22 protein-coding genes are annotated in these 21,631 nt (G+C 61.8%); all 22 read right to left on the reverse strand.

The features are described from left to right. Position 1: 1 nt before the first annotated feature. Positions 2–2,212 carry a chemotaxis protein CheA gene (locus AC3WKX_RS01905; RefSeq protein WP_102604689.1) on the reverse strand — a complete coding sequence of 737 codons (2,211 nt, stop codon included), beginning with the start codon at positions 2,210–2,212 and terminating at the stop codon, positions 2–4. Positions 2,213–2,223: 11 nt separating this feature from the next. Further along, positions 2,224–3,012 (reverse strand): protein phosphatase CheZ, encoded by a 789-nt coding sequence (locus AC3WKX_RS01910; RefSeq protein WP_003214538.1) that lies wholly within the window; start codon positions 3,010–3,012, stop codon positions 2,224–2,226. An 18-nt stretch (positions 3,013–3,030) separates the two neighbouring features. After that, a complete protein-coding gene (locus tag AC3WKX_RS01915; protein ID WP_005790040.1) occupies positions 3,031–3,405 on the reverse strand; it encodes a chemotaxis response regulator CheY in 375 nt (124 codons plus the stop codon). Positions 3,406–3,575: 170 nt separating this feature from the next. Next, entirely contained in the window at positions 3,576–4,316 is a 741-nt protein-coding gene (fliA, locus tag AC3WKX_RS01920) for an RNA polymerase sigma factor FliA (RefSeq protein ID WP_008434817.1), read from the reverse strand. Continuing rightward, positions 4,313–5,146 (reverse strand): flagellar synthesis regulator FleN, encoded by an 834-nt coding sequence (gene fleN, locus AC3WKX_RS01925; protein WP_003192912.1) that lies wholly within the window; start codon positions 5,144–5,146, stop codon positions 4,313–4,315. Before fleN ends, fliA begins: the two co-directional genes overlap by 4 nt. A 120-nt stretch (positions 5,147–5,266) precedes the next feature. Next, on the reverse strand, positions 5,267–6,583 hold the full coding sequence (gene flhF / locus AC3WKX_RS01930; RefSeq protein ID WP_003214543.1) for a flagellar biosynthesis GTPase FlhF: 1,317 nt from the start codon (positions 6,581–6,583) through the stop codon (positions 5,267–5,269). Between the two features lie 11 nt (positions 6,584–6,594). Further along, on the reverse strand, positions 6,595–8,709 hold the full coding sequence (gene flhA, locus AC3WKX_RS01935; RefSeq protein WP_023659255.1) for a flagellar biosynthesis protein FlhA: 2,115 nt from the start codon (positions 8,707–8,709) through the stop codon (positions 6,595–6,597). 489 nt (positions 8,710–9,198) lie between these two features. Further along, complete coding sequence (gene flhB, locus AC3WKX_RS01940) at positions 9,199–10,335, reverse strand: flagellar biosynthesis protein FlhB (protein WP_087694331.1); 1,137 nt, start codon at positions 10,333–10,335, stop codon at positions 9,199–9,201. A gap of 3 nt (positions 10,336–10,338) precedes the next feature. Beyond that, on the reverse strand, positions 10,339–11,115 hold the full coding sequence (gene fliR, locus AC3WKX_RS01945; protein ID WP_003214551.1) for a flagellar biosynthetic protein FliR: 777 nt from the start codon (positions 11,113–11,115) through the stop codon (positions 10,339–10,341). Positions 11,116–11,128: 13 nt separating this feature from the next. Continuing rightward, entirely contained in the window at positions 11,129–11,398 is a 270-nt protein-coding gene (fliQ, locus tag AC3WKX_RS01950) for a flagellar biosynthesis protein FliQ (RefSeq protein WP_003214552.1), read from the reverse strand. A gap of 3 nt (positions 11,399–11,401) precedes the next feature. Beyond that, the gene (gene fliP / locus AC3WKX_RS01955) at positions 11,402–12,145 is read right to left on the reverse strand and encodes a flagellar type III secretion system pore protein FliP (RefSeq protein WP_102604687.1); all 744 of its coding nucleotides are present in this window, start codon (positions 12,143–12,145) and stop codon (positions 11,402–11,404) included. Further along, positions 12,145–12,579 carry a flagellar biosynthetic protein FliO gene (gene fliO / locus AC3WKX_RS01960; RefSeq protein WP_023659254.1) on the reverse strand — a complete coding sequence of 145 codons (435 nt, stop codon included), beginning with the start codon at positions 12,577–12,579 and terminating at the stop codon, positions 12,145–12,147. Before fliO ends, fliP begins: the two co-directional genes overlap by 1 nt. A gap of 1 nt (position 12,580) precedes the next feature. Next, the gene (gene fliN / locus AC3WKX_RS01965) at positions 12,581–13,048 is read right to left on the reverse strand and encodes a flagellar motor switch protein FliN (protein ID WP_003214557.1); all 468 of its coding nucleotides are present in this window, start codon (positions 13,046–13,048) and stop codon (positions 12,581–12,583) included. A gap of 34 nt (positions 13,049–13,082) precedes the next feature. Beyond that, positions 13,083–14,051 carry a flagellar motor switch protein FliM gene (gene fliM / locus AC3WKX_RS01970; protein ID WP_003214559.1) on the reverse strand — a complete coding sequence of 323 codons (969 nt, stop codon included), beginning with the start codon at positions 14,049–14,051 and terminating at the stop codon, positions 13,083–13,085. Positions 14,052–14,060: 9 nt separating this feature from the next. Then, entirely contained in the window at positions 14,061–14,561 is a 501-nt protein-coding gene (gene fliL / locus AC3WKX_RS01975) for a flagellar basal body-associated protein FliL (protein WP_003214560.1), read from the reverse strand. A 223-nt stretch (positions 14,562–14,784) separates the two neighbouring features. Next, complete coding sequence (locus AC3WKX_RS01980) at positions 14,785–16,155, reverse strand: flagellar hook-length control protein FliK (RefSeq protein ID WP_102604686.1); 1,371 nt, start codon at positions 16,153–16,155, stop codon at positions 14,785–14,787. Between the two features lie 415 nt (positions 16,156–16,570). Further along, positions 16,571–16,918, reverse strand: coding sequence for an Hpt domain-containing protein (locus AC3WKX_RS01985; protein ID WP_003214564.1), 348 nt, complete (start codon positions 16,916–16,918; stop codon positions 16,571–16,573). 30 nt (positions 16,919–16,948) lie between these two features. Further along, positions 16,949–18,667 (reverse strand): fused response regulator/phosphatase, encoded by a 1,719-nt coding sequence (locus AC3WKX_RS01990; protein WP_102604685.1) that lies wholly within the window; start codon positions 18,665–18,667, stop codon positions 16,949–16,951. Further along, complete coding sequence (locus AC3WKX_RS01995) at positions 18,664–18,969, reverse strand: STAS domain-containing protein (protein WP_003214569.1); 306 nt, start codon at positions 18,967–18,969, stop codon at positions 18,664–18,666. Before AC3WKX_RS01995 ends, AC3WKX_RS01990 begins: the two co-directional genes overlap by 4 nt. 88 nt (positions 18,970–19,057) lie before the next feature. Beyond that, a complete protein-coding gene (fliJ, locus tag AC3WKX_RS02000; RefSeq protein ID WP_008434833.1) occupies positions 19,058–19,507 on the reverse strand; it encodes a flagellar export protein FliJ in 450 nt (149 codons plus the stop codon). A gap of 3 nt (positions 19,508–19,510) precedes the next feature. Beyond that, positions 19,511–20,869: a flagellar protein export ATPase FliI gene (fliI, locus tag AC3WKX_RS02005; protein WP_087694334.1), complete on the reverse strand. Its 1,359-nt coding sequence runs from the start codon at positions 20,867–20,869 to the stop codon at positions 19,511–19,513. After that, positions 20,859–21,623: a flagellar assembly protein FliH gene (fliH, locus tag AC3WKX_RS02010; protein WP_008434837.1), complete on the reverse strand. Its 765-nt coding sequence runs from the start codon at positions 21,621–21,623 to the stop codon at positions 20,859–20,861. Before fliH ends, fliI begins: the two co-directional genes overlap by 11 nt. Positions 21,624–21,631 lie beyond the last annotated feature (8 nt).

Below are 21,631 nucleotides of genomic sequence, written 5' to 3' on the forward strand. Positions count from 1 at the left end.
ATCAAATACGCCGTGCGGCGTAACGCTTGAGCATGCTCGGAACATCCAGAATCAGCGCGATCCGACCGTCACCGGTAATGGTCGCACCCGACATGCCCGGGGTTCCCTGCAGCATTTTGCCCAAAGGCTTGATGACCACTTCTTCCTGGCCCACCAGTTGATCGACCACGAAGCCGATACGCTGGGTGCCCACGGAAAGAATCACCACATGGCCTTCGCGCTGCTCTTCATGCTTGGCCGAAGCCACCAGCCAGCGCTTGAGGTAGAACAGCGGCAACGCCTTGTCGCGCACGATCACCACTTCCTGGCCGTCCACCACGTTGGTGCGCGACAGGTCGAGGTGGAAGATTTCGTTGACGTTGACCAGCGGGAAGGCGAACGCCTGGTTGCCCAGCATCACCATCAGGGTCGGCATGATCGCCAGGGTCAACGGCACCTTGATGACGATCTTCGAGCCCTGGCCCTTGGTCGAGTAGATGTTGATCGAGCCGTTGAGCTGGCTGATCTTGGTCTTCACCACGTCCATGCCCACGCCACGGCCCGACACGTCGGAAATCTCGGTCTTGGTGGAGAAGCCCGGGGCGAAGATCAGGTTGTAGCACTCGGTGTCGGTGAGGCGGTCGGCGGCGTCCTTGTCCATCACCCCACGCTTGACTGCAATGTTGCGCAGTACCGTGGGGTCCATGCCTTTGCCGTCATCGGTGATCGACAGCAGGATATGGTCGCCTTCCTGTTCGGCCGCCAGGATCACTTTGCCCTGGCGGTTCTTGCCCGAGGCTTCGCGCTCTTCCGGCGTCTCGACACCGTGGTCGACCGCGTTGCGCACCAAGTGGACCAGCGGGTCGGCCAGGGCCTCGACAAGGTTCTTGTCGAGGTCGGTTTCTTCACCCACCAGTTCCAGGTTGATCTCTTTCTTGAGCTGGCGTGCCAGGTCGCGAACCAGGCGCGGGAAACGGCCGAAGACTTTCTTGATCGGCTGCATCCGGGTCTTCATGACGGCGGTCTGCAAGTCTGCGGTGACCACGTCGAGGTTCGACACGGCCTTTTGCATGGCCTCGTCGCCACTGTTCAGGCCCAGGCGCACCAGGCGGTTACGCACCAGCACCAGTTCACCGACCATGTTCATGATGTCGTCCAGGCGCGCGGTATCAACCCGCACGGTGGTTTCGGCTTCACTGGCCGGTTGCTTGTCCGGGGCCGGGGCAGCCGTGGCAGCCCGGGCCGGTGCTGGAGTCGGAGCCGGAGCCGCTTTCGCTGCGACAGGCGCGGCAGCCTTGGCGGCAGGAGCCGGTGTTGCGACAGCTGCGGCAGCAGCCGGTGCAGCAGCGCCGACCACTTCGGTGAACTTGCCCTTGCCGTGCAGTTCATCCAGCAGGGCTTCGAATTCGTGATCGGAGATCAGTCCATCGGCGGCCGGCGCAGCAGCGGGTGCCGCAGGCGCGGCGGCCGTTGCGGCGACTTCCGGCAGAGCCTCGGCGGCAAACGAGCCTTTGCCGTGCAACTGGTCCAGCAGCGCTTCAAATTCGTCGTCGGTGATTTCATTGCTGACGGGCGCCGCGGCTTCCGTTGGCGCTGGCGCTGCGGCCACCGCGTCCGGGGCAAACTGGCCCTTGCCGTGCAACTGGTCGAGCAACGACTCGAACTCGGCGTCGGTAATGTCTTCGGTGGTCGGCACCATGGCCGGCGCACTGGCTGCCGGCGCTTCGGCTTCGGCCTTGACGGCGTTCAGCGAGTCCAGCAGTTGTTCAAATTCGCTGTCGGTCACGTCGCCCGCAGGCTCGGCAACCGGCTCAGCCACCGCTTCCACCACGGGAGCGTTGGCCGCAGGTTCCGCCAGGCGCGCCAGGGCGGCCAGCAGTTCCGGCGTGGCGGCAGTGATCGGTGCGCGCTCGCGCACTTCACTGAACATGCCGTTGACCGCGTCCAGTGCTTCCAGGATCACGTCCATCAGTTCCGAGTCGACGTGCCGCTCACCCTTGCGCAGGATGTCGAACACGTTCTCGGCGATGTGACAGCACTCCACCAGCTCGTGGAGCTGGAGGAAGCCGGCGCCCCCTTTTACAGTATGAAAACCGCGAAAAATTGCATTGAGCAGGTTCGCATCATCCGGTCGGCTTTCCAGCTCGACCAGTTGTTCGGACAGTTGCTCTAAAATTTCGCCGGCCTCTACAAGGAAATCCTGAAGGATTTCTTCATCGGCGCCGAAGCTCATGGGTGTGCTCCTTAGAAGCCTAAACTGGACAGCAAATCGTCTACGTCGTCTTGCCCGGATACAACGTCTTCACGTTTATCGGCATGAATCTGCGGACCTTCACCCTTGGCGAGGTGTTTTTGTGGATCTTTTTCAGAAAGGATCGCTGCGCGGTCATGTTCGATGCCGGCAAACCGGTCGACCTGGCCCGCCATCAACACCAGTTTGAGCAGGTTGCTTTCCACTTCGGTGACCAGTTGGGTCACACGCTTGATCACCTGACCGGTGAGGTCCTGGTAATCCTGGGCCAGCAGAATGTCATTGAGGTTGCTGGAAACCGTGCGGTTTTCCTGCTCGCTGCGGGACAAAAAGCCCTCGACCCGACGCGCCAGCTCACGAAACTCCTCAGCGCCCACTTCCCGACGCATGAACCGGCCCCAGTCAGTGCTCAGGGCCTTGGCTTCACTGGCCATACCGTTGACCAGAGGCGTGGCGTTTTCCACCAGGTCCATGGTGCGGTTGGCCGCCGCCTCAGTCAGCCTGACCACGTAGGACAGGCGTTCGGTGGCATCCGTGATCTGCGAGATTTCCTCGGCCTGGGGCATGTGCGGGTCAATCTGAAAATTGACTATCGCACTGTGCAACTCACGGGTGAGCTTGCCCACTTCCTGGTACAGGCCGCGGTCACGGGTCTGGTTGAGCTCATGGATCAACTGCACCGCGTCGCCGAACTGGCCTCTTTCAAGGCTTTCGACGAGTTGATGAGCATGTTTTTTCAGGGTCGACTCAAAGTCGGCCTGCGATGATTCTTTATGCTCCATAGCTCCCCCGTGGCAGCATCAATGACCGATGCGTTCGAAGATCTTTTCGATCTTCTCTTTCAAGGCCAGTGCAGTGAATGGCTTGACCACGTAGCCGTTGACCCCGGCCTGGGCGGCTTCGATGATCTGTTCACGCTTGGCTTCAGCGGTCACCATCAGCACAGGCAGGCTGCGCAGTTTTTCATCGGCGCGCACGTGGCGCAGCAGATCGATACCGGTCATGCCCGGCATGTTCCAGTCCGTTACCAGAAAGTCGATGCTCCCGCTGTTGAGGATCGGAATCGCCGTAATACCGTCATCCGCCTCGACCGTGTTAGTGAACCCAAGGTCACGCAACAGGTTTTTTATGATCCGCCGCATCGTTGAGAAGTCATCAACGATGAGGATTTTCATGTTCTTGTCCAATTCGACCTCCAAGCAGTCTTAAACGCGCCCAGCACCTGGGCGCGCCATATCAATCAACAGGCGTTACACAAAAAGGACTACCGGGGGCGCACCACGGGCCAAGCCCGTCCGGGCGCAGGGCCTGGACGGTATCGTTCGCAGTGTCCCCACACTGCCTGTCAGCGCGCTCGCCACTCTCCCAAACGCCCCCGCAAGCGGGCCGCGCACTGGCTGTGTAACTGGCTGACCCGCGATTCGCTGACCCCCAGGACCTCACCGATTTCCTTGAGGTTCAGCTCTTCGTCGTAGTACAGCGCCAACACCAGTCGCTCACGCTCCGGCAAATTGGCTATCGCGTCCGCCAGCGCGCTCTGGAAGCGTTCATCTTCCAGGTCCCGTGACGGTTCGAGATGGGCACTCGCGCCGTCCTCGTGCAGCCCTTCATGTTCGCCGTCCTGTAAAAGGTCGTCGAAACTGAACAGCCGGCTGCCCAAGGTATCGTTCAAAATCCCGTAGTAATCGTCGAGACTCAATTGGAGTTCGGCCGCAACTTCATGATCTTTAGCGTCGCGACCGGTTTTTGCTTCAATTGAGCGAATTGCGTCACTCACCATCCGCGTATTGCGGTGCACTGATCGCGGCGCCCAATCACCTTTACGCACTTCATCGAGCATGGCCCCACGGATACGGATACCCGCGTATGTCTCGAAACTCGCGCCCTTGCTCGCGTCGTACTTGGTCGACACTTCAAGCAGGCCGATCATCCCGGCCTGGATCAAGTCCTCGACCTGCACGCTGGCAGGCAAGCGCGCCAGCAGGTGATAGGCAATGCGCTTGACCAGGGGCGCATAGCGCTCGATCAATTCGACTTGACTGTCACGTGCCGACTTCTTGTAAAGGTTGTAGCCGCTGGCTGTCATAGCACCGGTCCTGCGCTCGTCTGATGCACCAATCGCTCGACGAAAAACTCCAGATGCCCCCGGGGATTGGCGGGCAACGGCCAGGTATCGACCTTCTGGGCAATAGCCTTGAACGCCAATGCGCACTTCGAACGAGGGAACGCTTCATAGACCGCACGCTGCTTTTGCACGGCCTTGCGCACACACTCGTCGTAAGGAACTGCGCCAACGTATTGTAAGGCGACATCGAGGAAGCGATCCGTGACCTTGGTCAACTTGGCGAACAGATTCCGCCCTTCCTGCGGGCTTTGGGCCATGTTGGCCAGCACGCGGAAGCGGTTCATGCCGTAGTCGCGGTTGAGCAGTTTGATCAGGGCGTAGGCGTCGGTGATCGAGGTGGGTTCGTCGCACACCACCAGCAACACTTCCTGGGCTGCGCGCACGAAACTGACCACCGACTCGCCGATCCCGGCGGCGGTGTCGATCACCAGTACGTCGAGGTTGTCGCCAATGTCGCTGAACGCCTGAATCAGGCCGGCATGTTGCGCCGGACTCAGGTGCACCATGCTCTGGGTGCCGGAAGCGGCCGGCACGATGCGAATCCCGCCGGGGCCTTGCAACAGTACGTCGCGCAGCTCACAGCGGCCTTCAATCACATCGGCCAGGGTATGTTTGGGCGTCAGTCCCAGCAGAACGTCGACGTTCGCCAGCCCCAGGTCAGCATCCAGCAGCATGACGCGACGGCCAAGCTCTGCCAGGGCCAGGGACAAATTCACTGACACGTTAGTTTTCCCGACGCCACCTTTGCCGCCGGTCACCGCGATCACCTGTACGGGATGCATGCTGCCCATTTTATTTCTTTACCTTGTCTTGCTTAGACGCAGGCTACATAAGTTGGCCGCGCGAACTGCTGGCAGGCCATCGATGTAGATACTTTTCACTGTCATTTTTAAATAGAAAGCCATGATGCCTCAGCCAACTCGCTTGTTCGGGCTGTGGTAGAGGTCAGCAAACATGTCAGCCATCGCTTCCTCACTGGGTTCTTCCTGCATTTGCACGCTGACAGCCCGGCTGACCAACTGATGACGGCGCGGCAGATGCAGATCATCCGGGATCCGCGGCCCGTCGGTCAGGTAGGCGACCGGTAATTCATGACTGATTGCCAGGCTCAATACTTCGCCCAGGCTTGCCGTCTCATCCAGTTTAGTCAGGATGCAACCCGCCAGCCCGCAGCGCTTGTAGCTGTGGTAGGCGGCGGTCAATACCTGCTTCTGGCTGGTAGTGGCAAGCACCAAATAGTTTCTGGATTTGATCCCGCGCCCGGCCAGGCTTTCCAGCTGCATGCGCAGGGCCGGGTCGCTGGCTTGCAGGCCGGCGGTGTCGATCAGCACCACGCGCTTGCGCAGCAATGGGTCGAGGGCGTTGGCCAGGGACTGGCCCGGGTCGACGTGGGTCACCGGCACATTGAGGATGCGGCCCAGGGTCTTGAGTTGTTCCTGGGCGCCGATGCGGTAGCTGTCCATGCTCACCAGCGCGATGTTCTGGGCGCCGTACTTGAGCACGTAACGTGCGGCCAGCTTGGCCAGGGTGGTGGTCTTGCCCATGCCGGCCGGGCCGACCATGGCAATCACACCGCCTTCTTCCAGGGGTTCGATTTCCGGGGTGACGATCATCCGCGCCAGGTGGGCCAGGAGCATGCGCCAGGCCTGGCGAGGTTCTTCAATTTGGGTGGTCAGTTGCAGCAGGTCGCGGGACAACGGGCCGGAAAGGCCAATGCGTTGCAGGCGACGCCACAGGTTGGCCTGTTGTGGCTGGCTGCCCTGCAACTGGTTCCAGGCCAGCGAACCCAGCTGCACTTCCAGCAGTTCACGCAGGCCGTTGAGTTCGAAACGCATCGAGTCGAACACCCGCTGGTCTACCGCCGGCGCCGGGGCTGGCGCAGCAGGACGCGGTGGTTCAACAAAAGTCGGCTCTACCAGCGGCTCGGACGCGGTCAACGGCAGCCCGGCAAACAGCTGGCGATTGGTGGAGGCGTCGCTGTCGCCACGCATGCTCAGTTCAGCCTGGGCCGAGACAATGCGCGAAGCGGTCTTGCGCAGCTCGTCTTCCAGTTCCATGTTCGGCACGCGCGGCGCCAGGGCCGAGGGTTTGTAATCCAGGGCAGCCGTCAGCTCCACACCGCCGGCAATACGACGGTTACCGATAATCGCAGCGTCGGCGCCCAACTCATCACGTACCAGTTTCATGGCCTGACGCATATCGGCGGCGAAAAAACGCTTCACTTGCATATCCCACTACCTCAGCCGTTGGGCCCTACTGTCGCGACGATAGTCACTTGCTTATTGTCAGGAATTTCCTGGTAAGCCAATACGTGCAAATTCGGTATAGCCAGGCGTCCAAACCGCGACAACATCGCCCGGACGGGGCCAGCCACCAGCAGGATCACCGGATGGCCTTCCATTTCCTGGCGCTGCGCGGCTTCGATCAACGAACGCTGCAGCTTCTCTGCCATGCTTGGCTCCAGCAACACGCCTTCATCCGCGCCCTGCCCAGCCTTCTGAATACTATTGAGCAATATTTGTTCCAACCTTGGTTCCAAGGTGATAACAGGCAGCTCGGAGTCAAGCCCTACAATGCTTTGGACGATTGCACGCGACAATCCGACGCGCACTGCGGCCACCAGGGCGGCAGTATCTTGACTCTTGGCGGCATTGTTGGCGATAGCTTCGGCAATGCTGCGAATGTCCCGCACCGGCACCTGCTCGGCCAACAGCGCTTGCAGCACCTTGAGCAGTTGCGAGGTGGACAGCACACCCGGTACCAGCTCTTCGGCGAGTTTTGGCGAGGCCTTGGCCAGCAATTGCAAGAGTTGCTGGACTTCTTCGTGGCCAATCAGCTCGTGGGAGTGCTTGTACAGAATCTGGTTGAGGTGGGTGGCGACCACAGTGCTGGCGTCGACCACGGTGTAGCCCAGCGACTGCGCCTGGCTGCGCTGGCTGATTTCGATCCATACCGCTTCCAGGCCAAAAGCCGGATCTTTGGCGGTAATCCCGTTGAGGCTGCCAAACACCTGGCCCGGGTTGATCGCCAGTTCGCGGTCCGGGTAGATCTCGGCCTCGGCCAGAATCACCCCCATCAGGGTCAGGCGGTAGGCGCTCGGGGCCAGGTCGAGGTTGTCGCGAATGTGCACGGTGGGCATCAGGAAGCCCAGGTCCTGGGACAACTTCTTGCGCACACCCTTGATCCGCGCCAGCAATTGCCCGCCCTGGTTGCGATCCACCAGGGGAATCAGGCGGTAGCCGACTTCCAGGCCGATCATGTCGATCGGGGTCACGTCGTCCCAGCCCAGCTCCTTGGTTTCCAGGGCGCGGGCCGGCGATGGCAGCAGTTCCTGCTGGCGCGCCACTTCCTGCTGGGCAATCACCTTGATGTTGTTTTGTTTTTTCCAGAACAGGTAGGCACCGCCGGCGGCCATGGCGGCCATGCTCAGGAACGAGACATGGGGCATGCCCGGCACGATGCCCATGATCGCCATGATGCCTGCCGCCACCGCCAGCGCCTTGGGCGAGGCAAACATCTGCCGGCTGATCTGCTTGCCCATGTCTTCGGAGCCCGAAGCACGGGTCACCATGATCGCCGCAGCTGTAGATAACAACAGTGATGGCAATTGCGCCACTAAACCGTCACCGATGGTCAGCAGCGCGTAAACCTTGCCGGCGTCGCCGAAGGTCATGCCGTGCTGGAAGATGCCGACCGCCATGCCGCCGATCAGGTTGATAAACAGAATCAACAGGCCGGCGATGGCGTCGCCGCGCACGAATTTGCTGGCACCGTCCATGGAACCGTAGAACTCGGCTTCCTGGGCGACTTCAAGGCGACGGGCCTTGGCCTGGTTCTGGTCGATCAGGCCGGCGTTGAGGTCGGCGTCGATCGCCATCTGCTTGCCGGGCATCGCGTCGAGGGTAAAACGCGCGCTCACCTCGGAAATCCGCCCGGCGCCCTTGGTCACGACCACGAAGTTGATGATCATCAAGATCGCAAAAACCACGATACCGACCACGTAGTTACCGCCGATCACCACCTCGCCGAAGGCCTGGATCACCTTGCCTGCGGCGGCGTGGCCGTCCTGGCCGTGGAGCATCACCACCCGGGTGGAAGCCACGTTAAGCGCCAGCCGCAGCAGGGTGGCGATCAGCAGGATGGTCGGGAATACCGCGAAATCCAGCGGCCGCAGGGCGTATACGCACACCAGCAATACGACGACCGACAGCGCAATGTTGAAGGTGAAGAACACATCCAGCAGGAACGGCGGCATCGGCAACATCATCATTGCCAGCATCACCAGCAACAACAACGGCACACCCAGATTGCCTCGCGAGAGGTCAGTCAGGGTGCCACGGGCCGTGCTGAGCATTTGAGAGCGATCCACCGGTATTCCTCGTTTCCTTGAAGCAAACTTTTGACGCCGGGAAGCGTCCTGGAGGCGGTATTGCAAGAAGCCTTCCAACTTTTGCTTGAGGAAGCAGATCGGTCTCACGGACAGCGAAGGGCTACCGCCGTACACACATCACCTGTGGCGAGGGAGCTTGCTCCCGCTGGGCTGCGCAGCAGCCCCGGAACGGCTTGCGCGCTTTGCCTGAATCACCGCGGTAGCTTTATTGGGGGCGCTTCGCACCCCAGCGGGAGCAAGCTCCCTCGCCACGCTGATTGAGGTAGCGCCCTCGCCCGCGACTTACACGGTGCGAGATGCAATTGCGGGAACGCTCAGGGGGATTTTTGTTGTTTGGGCGGACGCCTTCGCGAGCAAGCCCGCTCCCACATTTGACCGCGTTTATACGGGATATACACGGTCAAATGTGGGAGCGGGCTTGCTCGCGAAGAGGCCAGGAGGGACGCTACAAAATCAGGAATCCCGACGCAAATCCGGCGGAATCGGCAGGTCTTTGAGCGGATCCGGCCGCTTGCCCTTGCCCGCCCGGTACTGGCGGATCTGATACACGTACGCCAACACCTGAGCCACCGCCAGATACAACCCGGCCGGAATTTCCTGGTCCAGGTCGGTGGAGTAGAAGATCGACCGCGCCAACTCCGGCGATTCCAGCAGCAGGATGTCATTGGCGACCGCAATCTCGCGGATTTTCAACGCCGTGAAATCACTGCCCTTGGCCAGCAACATCGGCGCCCCACCCTTCTCCGGGTCGTACTTGAGCGCCACGGCGTAGTGGGTCGGGTTGGTGATGACCACATCGGCATCGGGCACCGAGGCCATCATCTTGCGCTGGGACATCTCGCGCTGCAGCTGGCGAATCCGCTGCTTGACCTCGGGCCGGCCTTCCTGGTCCTTGTGCTCGTCGCGCACTTCCTGCTTGGTCATCAGCAGTTTCTTGTGGCTTTCCCACAGCTGGATCGGCGCATCCACCGCAGCAATGAGGATCAGCCCGCAAGCCATCCACAGCGAGCTCCAGCCCACCACTTGCACACTGTGGATGATCGCCAGCTCGATCGGCTCATGGGCGATGCGCAGCAGGTCGTCGATGTCGGACGACAACACCGTCAACGCCACAAACAGGATCAGGATGAACTTGGCCAAGGCCTTGAGCAGTTCCACCAGGGCCTTGGTGGAAAACATCCGCTTGAGCCCGGCCGCCGGGTTCATCCGGCTGAATTTGGGCGCCAGGCTGCCGGCGGCAAACAGCCAGCCGCCGAGGGAAATCGGGCCGATCAGGGCCGCCAGCAACAAGGTGATGAGGATCGGCTGCACCGCGAGGATCGCGATCTTGCCCGAGTGCAGCAGGTACAAGCCCATGGCGCCCGGGCTCAGCAGCACGTCGCGGGGCAGGGAGAAATTCAGGCGCATCAACTCCATCAGGTCCAGGGCCAGGCCACCGCCGTAGATCAGCAGGCCGCCGGAACCGGCGAGCATGATCGCCAGGGTGTTGAGCTCTTTGGAGCGGGCAATCTCGCCCTTTTCCCGGGAGTCCTTTTTACGTTTCTCCGTGGGGTCTTCTGTCTTGTCCTGGCCACTCTCGCTCTCGGCCATGGCTTACCGCGCCCGCGCCAAGTCACGTAAAAACTGCAAGGCGTCGGTCGCCAGCGGTTGATACTGATTGAGAATGTCAGCCATGCCGACCCAGAAAATCCCCATGCCCAGCACCAGGGTCAACGGGAAACCGATGGAGAAGATGTTCAACTGCGGCGCCGCCCGAGTCATCACGCCAAAGGCGATGTTGACCACCAGCAGCGCAGTGATCGCCGGCAATACCAGCAGCAGGGATGCACCGAGCACCCAGCTCAAGCGCCCCACCAGCTCCCAGAAATGATTGACCACCAACCCGCTGCCCACCGGCAAGGTGGTGAAGCTTTCGGTCATCACCTCGAACACCACCAGGTGGCCGTTCATGGCCAGGAACAGCAAGGTCACCAGCATCGTCAGGAATTGCCCGATCACCGCCACCGACACGCCGTTGGTAGGGTCGACCATGGACGCGAAGCCCATGCCCATCTGGATCGAGATGATCTGCCCGGCGATGACGAAGGCCTGGAAGAACAGCGTCAGGGAGAAGCCCAGCAAGGCGCCGATGATGATTTGCTCGGCGATCAGCATCATTGCACTGAGGTCCAGGGCATTCACCGGTGGCATCGGCGGCAAGCCCGGCACGATCACCACGGTGATCGCCACCGCGAAATACAGGCGGATGCGCCTTGGTACCAGAGTGGTGCCGAACACCGGCATGGTCATCAGCACGGCCGTGACCCGGAACAACGGCAGGATGAACGAGGCCACCCAGGTGCTGATCTGGGTGTCGGTCAAGGCCAGCATCGAATTCACGGGGTCAGCCGATCAACTGCGGAATACTGCCGTACAGCTGCAGGATGTATTCCATGAAGGTTTGCACCAGCCACGGGCCGGCGACGATCAGGGTGATCAGCATCACCAGCAGGCGCGGCAAAAAGCTCAGGGTCTGTTCGTTGATCTGGGTCGCGGCCTGGAACATCGCCACCAACAGGCCCACCAACAGGCTCGGCACCACCAGCACGGCGACCATCATGGTGGTCAGCCACAGGGCTTCGCGAAACAGGTCGACTGCTACTTCTGGCGTCATGGCCTACACCCCACCGAAACTGCCGGCCAGGGTGCCGATAATCAGCGCCCACCCGTCCACCAACACAAACAGCATGATCTTGAACGGCAGCGAAATGATCAGCGGCGACAGCATCATCATACCCATGGCCATCAGCACACTCGCCACGACGAGGTCGATGATCAGGAACGGAATGAAGATCATGAAGCCGATCTGGAACGCGGTCTTCAACTCCGAGGTCACGAACGCCGGCACCAGGATGGTCAGCGGCGCCATGTCGGGGCTGGCGATGTCGGTACGCTTGGACAACCGCACAAACAACTCAAGATCGCTGGAACGGGTCTGCGACAGCATGAAATCCTTGATCGGGCCCTGGGCCTTGTCGATCGCATCCTGGGCGGTCATTTTCTCCGCCAGGTACGGTTGCAGGGCTTGCTGGTTCACCTTGTCGAACACCGGCGCCATGATGAACAGCGTCAGGAACAGCGCAATGCCGGTGAGGATCTGGTTCGACGGCGTCTGTTGCAGGCCGAGGGCCTGACGCAGGATCGAGAACACGATGATGATGCGGGTGAAGCTGGTCATCAGCATCACGAACGCGGGGATGAAGCTCAGCGCGGTCATGATCAGCAGGATCTGCAGGCTGACCGAATACTCCTGCGCGCCCGCCGCATTGGTGCCCAGGGTGATCGCCGGGATCGACAACGGGTCTGCTGCGTACGCCAGCGGCGCTGCCAGCAACAGCATGAGCGTCAATAAAACGCGCATTACTTCTTATCCTTCTGATCCTTGCCCAGCAACTCCATGAGGCGCTGGGCGAATTCCGGCGTGGCCGCTTGGGTCTGGGCCACTTCCACAGGCGACTTGAGCACGTGCAACGGGGTGATGCGGCCGGGGGTGATGCCCAGCAGGATCTGCTCGTCGCCGACCTGCACCAGCACCAGCCTGTCTCGCGGGCCAAGGGCGCGTGAACCCACCAGCTCGATGACCTGGGCATTGCCCGGGCCGATGCGCTGCACGCGGCGCAGCACCCAGGCGAGCACGAAGATCAGCCCAACCACCAGCAACAACCCCAGCACCAACTGGGTGAGTTGCCCGCCCACACCGCTGCCGAGTGCCGGCGCAGCCGCCTGGGCAACCGGTTCTGCTGCCATTACGCTCAAGGGCAGCGTCGATAACAGTCCTACCAATGAGCGCTTCATATCAACGCAACTTCTTGATGCGTTCGCTCGGGCTGATCACGTCGGTCAGGCGGATGCCGAACTTCTCGTTGACCACCACCACTTCGCCATGGGCGATCAGCGTGCCGTTGACCAGCACGTCCAGCGGCTCGCCGGCCAGGCGGTCCAGCTCGATCACCGACCCCTGGTTGAGCTGCAGCAGGTTGCGGATGTTGATTTCGGTGCTGCCGACTTCCATGGAGATCGACACCGGGATGTCGAGGATCACGTCCAGGTTCGGACCGTCGAGGGTCACCGGGTCATTGTTCTTCGGCACGCTGCCGAACTCTTCCATGGGAAGGCGGTTGCCGACCGGTGCAGTGGCCGCATCGGCCGCCAGCAATGCATCGATATCGTCCTGGCCGACATCGCCGGTTTCTTCCAGGGCAGCCGCCCACTCGTCAGCCAGGGCCTGGTCTTCGGCGGAAGTGTTTTCGTGTTCGGTAGCCATTACATGTCCTCGGCGGAGCAGAAATTAAGGTGGATCAGCGACGGTTGATCGGTTCGATCACTTGCAACGCCAGGTTGCCTTTGTGAGAACCGAGCTTGACCTTGAACGACGGCACGCCGTTGGCGCGCATGATCAGTTCTTCCGGCAGGTCGACGGGAATCACATCCCCCGGCTGCATGTGCAAAATATCCCGCAAACGCAGCTGGCGACGGGCCACGGTGGCGCTCAGGGGTACGTCGACGTCCAGCAGGTCTTCGCGCAGGGCTTTCACCCAACGTTCGTCCTGGTCGTCGAGGTCGGACTGGAAACCGGCATCGAGCATCTCGCGCACCGGCTCGATCATCGAGTACGGCATGGTCACGTGCAGGTCGCCGCCACCGCCATCGAGTTCGATGTGGAAGGTGGAGACCACAATGGCTTCGCTGGGGCCGACGATGTTGGCCATGGCCGGGTTCACTTCCGAGTTGATGTACTCGAAATTGACTTCCATGATCGCCTGCCAGGCTTCCTTCAAGTCGATGAAGGCCTGCTCCAGCACCATGCGCACCACCCGCAACTCGGTCGGGGTGAATTCACGGCCTTCGATCTTGGCGTGACGGCCGTCGCCGCCGAAGAAGTTGTCCACCAGCTTGAACACCAGCTTGGCGTCGAGGATGAACAGCGCGGTGCCGCGCAGCGGCTTGATCTTCACCAGGTTGAGGCTGGTGGGCACGTACAGCGAGTGCACGTACTCACCGAACTTCATCACCTGCACGCCGCCCACCGCCACGTCCGCCGAGCGGCGCAGCATGTTGAACATGCTGATACGGGTGTAACGGGCAAAACGCTCGTTGATCATTTCCAGGGTCGGCATGCGTCCACGGACGATGCGATCCTGGCTGGTCAGGTCGTAGCTTTTGACGCTGCCGGGCTCGGCAGCCATTTCGGTCTGTACCAGACCATCGTCGACGCCATGGAGCAGCGCATCGATTTCATCCTGGGACAGCAGGTCCTGCACGGCCATGTCGTGATCCTACTGCAATACGAAATTAGTGAAGAGCACCTGCTCGATCACCGGTTTGCCGACTTCCTTCTGGGCCACTTCCTGCACGCTGGCAGTGACCTTCTGGCGCAGCATTTCCTGGCCCACCGGGGTGGCGAGGGTGTCGAAGGGTTGGGCGGAAAACAGCATCACCAGGTTGTTGCGGATCACTGGCATGTGCACCTTGAGGGCATCCAGGTCTGCCTGGTTACGCGCCAGCAGGGTAATGCTCACCTGCAGGTAGCGTTGACGGCCGTTCTGATTGAAGTTGGCGACAAACGCCGGCAGCATCGGCTCGAAGATTGCCGGTTGCTTGACGTTGGGGTTGACCTCGGCCGTGGCGGCCGGTTTGCTCTGGGCACTGTGCATAAAGTACCAGGTAGCCCCCACGGACAAGCCGATCGCCAGCAACAAGGCCAGGACAATCAGCAGGATAAGCTTGAGCTTGCCCTTGCCTGCGGGTGCTTTTGCTGCGTCGTCGCTCTTCGCCATGCCAATAATCCGTCACTATTCTGGGATTCATAGTTCTGGGGAAAGGCAAGAGCAAGTGTTATGCCAGAGTTGTCAGTTCGGTCACGGTTTCGCCGACACTGCAAAACCAATGTGGGAGCGGGCTTGCTCGCGAAAGCGGTGGATCAGCACCTGTAACTGTGACTGACACTCCGTATTCGCGAGCAAGCCCGCTCCCACATTTTGATCATCGCCAGGCCTCGGATCAGGCGTAGTAGTCCACGGCACTGGAGCCAATCACCGACTGCACCACCGGCGCGGCCACTTCAGCCACCTCACCGATACCGCCGCCATCAACCCCATCACCCCGCCCGCCACTGCCGCTGACGCCGCGAGCCTGGTTCTGCTGTTGCTGGTCCTGGCCCTGCTGCCCCTGCCAGCCACGTGACTGGTCCGACACGTTGACGTCGACCTGGCCCATGCCCTGCTGGGCAAACATCTCCCGCAGGCGGCCCGACTGGCTTTCCAGGGCTTCACGCACCACCGCATGGCCGCTCATGAAGGTGACTTGCGCCTGCTGGTCGGCGGACATCTTCACGCTGATGTCCAGGCGACCCAGTTCAGCGGGCTGCAACTGGATCTCTGCCGACTTGAGGTTGGCGCTGGACAGGTACATGACCCGGTTCACCACCTCATCGGTCCAGCCACTCTGGTGCATGGCCAATGGCGCGTTGGCCACCGGCGGCAGGGCATTCGCAGTTTTCGGCGTGGCAGCCTGGGTCAGCGCGGCGAGGCGGTTGGCGAAGTCATCGACACGGGTGTCGCTGCTGGCGTCCTTCAAATCCTTGAGGCCGCCGTCGATCAGACCGGCAAAGGCTTTGTCGCCGCCCTGGTCGGTGCTGTCCTTGGACGCTTGCTGGTCGACCATATTGGCCAGGCCTGTGACGAAGTTTTGCGCGGCAGTCGGCTGATCCTGGGTCGGGGCCGGGGCGGTTTTTGCCGGGGCCTGGCTGCTGGCGGACACGTGTCCGCCCTGTTCCATGGCCAGGCGCACGGCGGGCATTGCATCCAGCGGATCGGCCTCGGGATCGAAGGCGGGCTTGGCGTCGTCGGTCGCGGCAATCGGTGGCGCCACGACTGGCTGGTTTTTGTCATCCTTCGCGGTGGCCGGCGTCGGGGTCTCGACGGGCGCCGGCGTAGCGGGGACGGGGACAGGGACTACCGCGGCTATCAGCGCCGGGTCTACGGCGGGGTCGACCGGAGGTTGCTGGGCCAGGGACGGATCGTCTGCCGGGGCATCGTCGTCTGACTTGGCGGTGGTGTCCGGGGTGTCCGCCTTGGCCGGTGGGCTGGCAGGCAAAGTCTTGCCGTTTTCGGCAACCGATGGGGTGCCGGCGGCAGGCTTGTCGTTGTTGGCGGCGGGCTTGGGGCTGTTGTCCGCAGGCTTGTCGCGGGTGGATTTGATGGGGGTGTCGACAGGTTTTGCCGCAGGCGCAGGGGCCTGGTTGGCGAACACCTGAGCGAAGCCCGGGGCCTTGTCCCGCGGGTTCGCAGCCACTGCCGGTGGATTGGCAGCGGGCGCTTGAGGCTTGGCCGCAAGGGCTGCCTGAAGGAGCGAATTCGGGGTGATTGCCATAGTCAAGAGTCTCCGCCGCACAGGGGTCGAGGGTGCGGTAACAGGAGATAGAGCAAGAGTTGGGCCAGGTTTTGGTTTAAGGGTGTATATCCGTTATTTGGGTGAGGGCTTGTATGGGGTCTTGAGTGTTGAAGAGCAAAAGCAACAGCCAAATCAAAAGCGGGCACGGTCCAAATGTGGGAGCGGGCTTGCTCGCGAAGGTCGTTAACGATGACGCGGGCATTCTGGATGAACGCGGCGCTCTCAGGTTTTTCGCGAGCAAGCCCGCTCCCACAGAAAAGCAGCTCTGCTTTCGCTCTGGTTTTTGATGGGGCAGAGCGCCTTGGTTACTGTGCCGCTTTTGCAAAGTGACTCGCTGCAAGAGCGAAACCATAAGCCGCCGTTACCGAAGAAACCGATATACACACCAAAAGCGTCAGAGCTGAAACCGCCCCCGCTCATGCTCATACAACGGCCGCACCAGCGCGAATTCATGGTCAATCTCATCCACCAACTGCGCCAAGTCCGCAACCACAGGCTTGGCGGACTTATCCTCGAGCAACTGACAAAGCTCAGCCAACCGCACCGCCCCAAGATTACCGCTACTCCCCTTGAAGCTATGCGCAATCCGCCCAAGCGCCTTGGCATCATCCCGAGCCCGGCGCAACGCCTCTACCCGCTTTTGCGAGTCATCGAGAAAAGTGTCGAGCAGCTTCGGATACTCGCCCTCCATGACCTCCTGCAAGCCAGTCAGCACATCGGGGTCCAGATGAATCTCTGCCACTTGTTCGCTCCTTGATCAAGAATCGGCGGATTATGCCAGAGCCTTCCATGAAAACTCCACGCACACACACCGCCCGCCATCAGACCAGCCTACATCGCTGCTCAACTGGCGCACCAGGCTCAATCCCCTACCAGACAGACGGTCAACATCCAGCGGCCTGGCCAGCACCTTATCCACATCAAACCCGGCCCCACTGTCCTCGATCCGCAGCGTCAGACACCCCCCCTCCCCGGTCGGCACCACATCCAGGTGCACCCGCACATACCCGCTATCCAACCGCGCCAGCCGCTCATTACGCTCGCGGTAATACGCAGCAAACCCCTGTGCATCCCGCTTGAGCCGCGAATCCAGCCCCAGCACACCATGTTCAAGCGCATTGGAATACAACTCTGCCATCACGCTGTACAACGCCCCGCTCTGCTCCCGCAGCCCATGAATCTCCAACAGCAACTGCAACAAATACGGCAAAGGGTTGTAGGACTTGAGCGTCTCGGCACGAAACTCAAAACTTACCGACCAATCCAGCGGCGACGACTGCCCACTGTCGGAATACACCACCGACGACGAACGCAACGGCTCATCCGCCTGCAGGCTGATCTCCACCATGCTGATGTCATCGCGCACCTCACCGCGAAAACCCGCCAAGGCCTGTTCGATCTCCTCGAACAACCGGTCCGGCTCGCGATTGGCCGCAAACACCTGCTGCAACCGCTCGGCGCCAAACAACTGTTCATGGGCATCGGCAGTATCCAGCACACCATCCGACAGCAAAAACACTCGGTCACCCAGCGCCATCGGCCAGACTTCAGTGCGGTCATCAAACGCCTCGGCCGCCAGCACGCCCAATGGCAAATGCCGCGACACCAGCGGCGTGCGCTTGCCGGTGGTGACGTCATGCACGTAGCCGTCGGGCATGCCGCCATTCCACACTTCCACCACCCGTCGCTGGGCGCTGAGGCACAGCAAGGTGGCACAACAGAACATGTCCACCGGCAGGATGCGCTTGAGCTTGGCGTTCATCTCCCGCAGGGTTTGCGCCAATCCGTAGCCCTTGGCAGTCATGCCGTAGAACACTTCCGCCAGCGGCATCGCGCCGACCGCCGCCGGTAAACCGTGGCCAGTAAAGTCCCCCAGCAGCACATGCATATCGCCCGACGGCGTGTACGCGGCCAGCAGCAAATCGCCGTTGAACAGCGCGTAGGGCGACTGCACATAACGAATATTCGGCGCGGCGTTGATGCAGCCCGAGTGGGCCACCTTGTCGAACACCGCCTTGGCCACTCGCTGCTCCTGCAGCAGGTAGTCGTGGTGCCGGGCGATCAGGTCGCGTTGCTGCAACACCGTGGCCTGCAAGCGACGCAGGCGATCCATGGCATTGATCTTTGCCGCCAGGATCACCTGGTTATAGGGTTTGGCCAGGAAGTCGTCGCCCCCGGCATCCAGGCACTGGGCCAGGGCTTCGCTCTCGCGCAGGGAGGTGAGGAAGATGATCGGCACCAGCGCCTCCCCCGCCCGCTGCTTGATCTGGCGGGCCGCCTCGAAGCCGTCCATCACCGGCATCAGGGCGTCCATCAACACCAACTGCGGCCGTTCACGGGTAAACACATCGACCGCTTCCTGGCCGTTACTGGCGGTCAGCACCTGGTGGCCCTGGCGGCGCACGATGGTTGACAGCAACAACAGGTCGGCGGCGCTGTCTTCGGCGATCAACACCGTCAGCGCCTCGAGGACCGGGGCCAGGACGCTCAAGTGAGGTCGAACAGTTTGTCGAAGTTGGAAATGGCCAGGATCTTGCGCACATCGGAGTTGGCGTTGACCACCTGCACTTCGGCATTGTCGCCTCCGGCATGGTCACGCAACAGCAGGAGCATGCCCAGGGCCGAGCTGTCCATGTAGGTGGTTTCCTTCAAGTCCACCACGTAGATCTCGGGCACCTTGTAGAACCGCTCGTAGGCATCACGAAAGGCCTGGTGGCTACCGAAATCGAATCGCCCCCTGACGGTGATCGTCAACTTCGTCCCGTCCAGGGACACTTCTGATTCGACTGACATACGACTGCTTCCTTGTCATTGGCAATGTGCAACAAGGTGTAGCAGGTGATAGGGAAGTGAGCAAATCCGTGTAGGAGCGAGGGCGTGGTTAATAGGGGTTTTGGCGGGGAAGTCGCTGGGACAATTCATCCAGCAATTTCTGCTCGCGCTTGTCTTCCAGTGCACGGGCTTCGTCGATGTAGCGCTGCACCAGTTTGCGCAGGCCTTCGACCCGGGCATAGGCCTGTTGCCAGCTGTCGCGGGCCTTGTCGACGTTGGCCTGGTGCCAGGCCAGGCTCTGGCGCTGCTGGCCGACGGCGGTTTCCAACTGGTTGAGAAAACCCTGGTAGCCCATCAGCCACTGCCCGGAGACGCCCTTGCTGCCACGCTCGATCCACTGCTGCTGATACTCGCCGCGAAAGCGCTCCAGATCCCCCAGCTTGCTTTCCGCCAGGCGAACCTGGCCCTGGAAGTACCCCAGGCGCTGGACGGCGGTCTTTTCAGCTTTTTCGGCCATGTCCACTACCGGGGCAAGGCGCGCGGCGCGAGTGTTGGCCATGGTTTATCCGCCCGGCGCCGGCGCGAAGATGGTGCCCAGGTGTGCCTCGCTTTCACCCATGCTGATCTTGTCGTTGAGGCCCTGGCGCAGGTACGTCACCAGTTGCGGTTGCAGGGCAATCGCCAGGTCGGTCTCGCGATCGCCGCCGGCCACATAGGCGCCGACGCTGATCAGGTCGCGGCTCTGTTGATAACGCGACCACAGTTGCTTGAACTGCTGCGCGCGCATCATGTGCTCCGGGGTGACCACCGACGGCATCACCCGGCTGATGGAGGCTTCGATGTCGATGGCCGGGTAGTGCCCTTCTTCGGCCAGGCGCCGGGACAGCACGATGTGCCCGTCGAGCACGCCCCGCGCCGAGTCGGCAATCGGGTCCTGCTGGTCATCGCCCTCGGAGAGTACGGTGTAGAACGCAGTGATCGAACCACCACCGGCTTCGGCGTTACCGGCACGCTCCACCAGCTTGGGCAGCTTGGCGAACACTGACGGCGGATAGCCCTTGGTGGCCGGCGGCTCGCCGATGGCCAGCGCAATTTCCCGCTGGGCCTGGGCGAAACGGGTCAGGGAGTCCATCAGCAACAGGACGTTCTTGCCCTTGTCGCGAAAATATTCGGCGATGCGCGTGCAGTACATCGCGGCGCGCAGGCGCATCAGCGGCGCGTCATCCGCCGGTGAGGCCACCACGACCGAACGCTTGAGGCCTTCTTCGCCGAGGCTGTGCTCGATGAATTCCTTCACCTCCCGGCCCCGCTCGCCGATCAGCCCGACCACGATGATGTCGGCCTCGGTAAAGCGCGTCATCATGCCCAACAACACCGACTTACCGACGCCGGTACCGGCAAACAGGCCCAGGCGCTGGCCGCGGCCCACCGTCAATAAACCGTTGATGCTGCGAATGCCCACGTCCAGCGGCACGCTGATGGGGTTGCGCTTGAGCGGGTTGATGGTCGGGCCGTCCATCGGCACCCAGTCTTCGGCCTTCATCCCGCCCTTGCCGTCGAGGGCGCGCCCGGCGCCATCCAGCACGCGGCCGAGCATGCTCATGCCCATCGGCAGGCGGCCGGTGTCGGCCAGCGGCACCACGCGAGCGCCGGGGGCAATGCCGGCAACGCTGCCGACGGGCATCAGGAATACTTTGCTGCCGGAGAACCCCATCACTTCGGCTTCGACCTGCACCGGGTGGTAGCTGTCGTCGTTGATCACCATGCAGCGGCTGCCCATGGCGGCGCGCAGGCCTTCGGCTTCCAGGGTCAGGCCGACCATGCGCAGCAGGCGGCCCTCCAGGATCGGCTGGCCGGGCAACTCGGTGACTTCGGCATAGCCACCCAGGCGCTTGGCGAAGCTGGTGCGATCAAGGCGCATCGGGGGTGTCCAGTTCGACGCTCAAGTCCGGCTCTGCCGGGTGCAGCGCCTGCTCGTGCAACTGATCGAACAGCTTGGCCATGATCTGCGTGATGCGCGTCTCCACCGTGGCATCGATGCGGCTGTGCTCGGTCTCGACCCGGCAACCACCGGGCAGCAGCGCAGCGTCTTCGACGATGCGCCAGGTTTCTTCATGGCGCTCGCGCAGGGCTTTGACCTGTTCGAAATCCTGCGGGTTGATGTACAGCCGCACGTTGCCGACGCCCAGGGGCAGCAGCTTGAGGGCTTCGCGCATCACGCTTTCGATTTGCGTGGAGTCCAGGGCCAATTCGCGCTGAATCACCTGGCGGGTGATGTGCTCCACCAGCCCGACCATGGCTTTTTCAATCTGCGAGTCCTGCTCGGCGATGGGCTCGAACAGGCTGCCCATCAGGGTTTCCAGGCTGGCCAGCTTGACGCTCAGCGCGGCCTCGGCTTCCTGGCGGACCTTGAGGGTGGTGCTGCGAAAACCGTCCTTCTCGCCGGTGGAGAAACCTTCGTTGTAGGCTTCCTGGCGAATGCTTTCGAGCTCTTCCAGGGTCAGTGGCTGGACTTCCTCCAGCGGCACTTCTTCCATCTCGGCCGGGGGTTCTTCTACCGGCTCCGGCTCAGGCTCCGGGCGATGCGGGTCGAAACTGGGCAGCGACCAGACGTCGAACCCTCCGACGTCCCGTGCGCGAATCAGATCGCTGGGCGTCTCATCTTTGTTCGACATGCGCGGCG

The organism is Pseudomonas sp. GP01-A4, assembly GCF_058780865.1.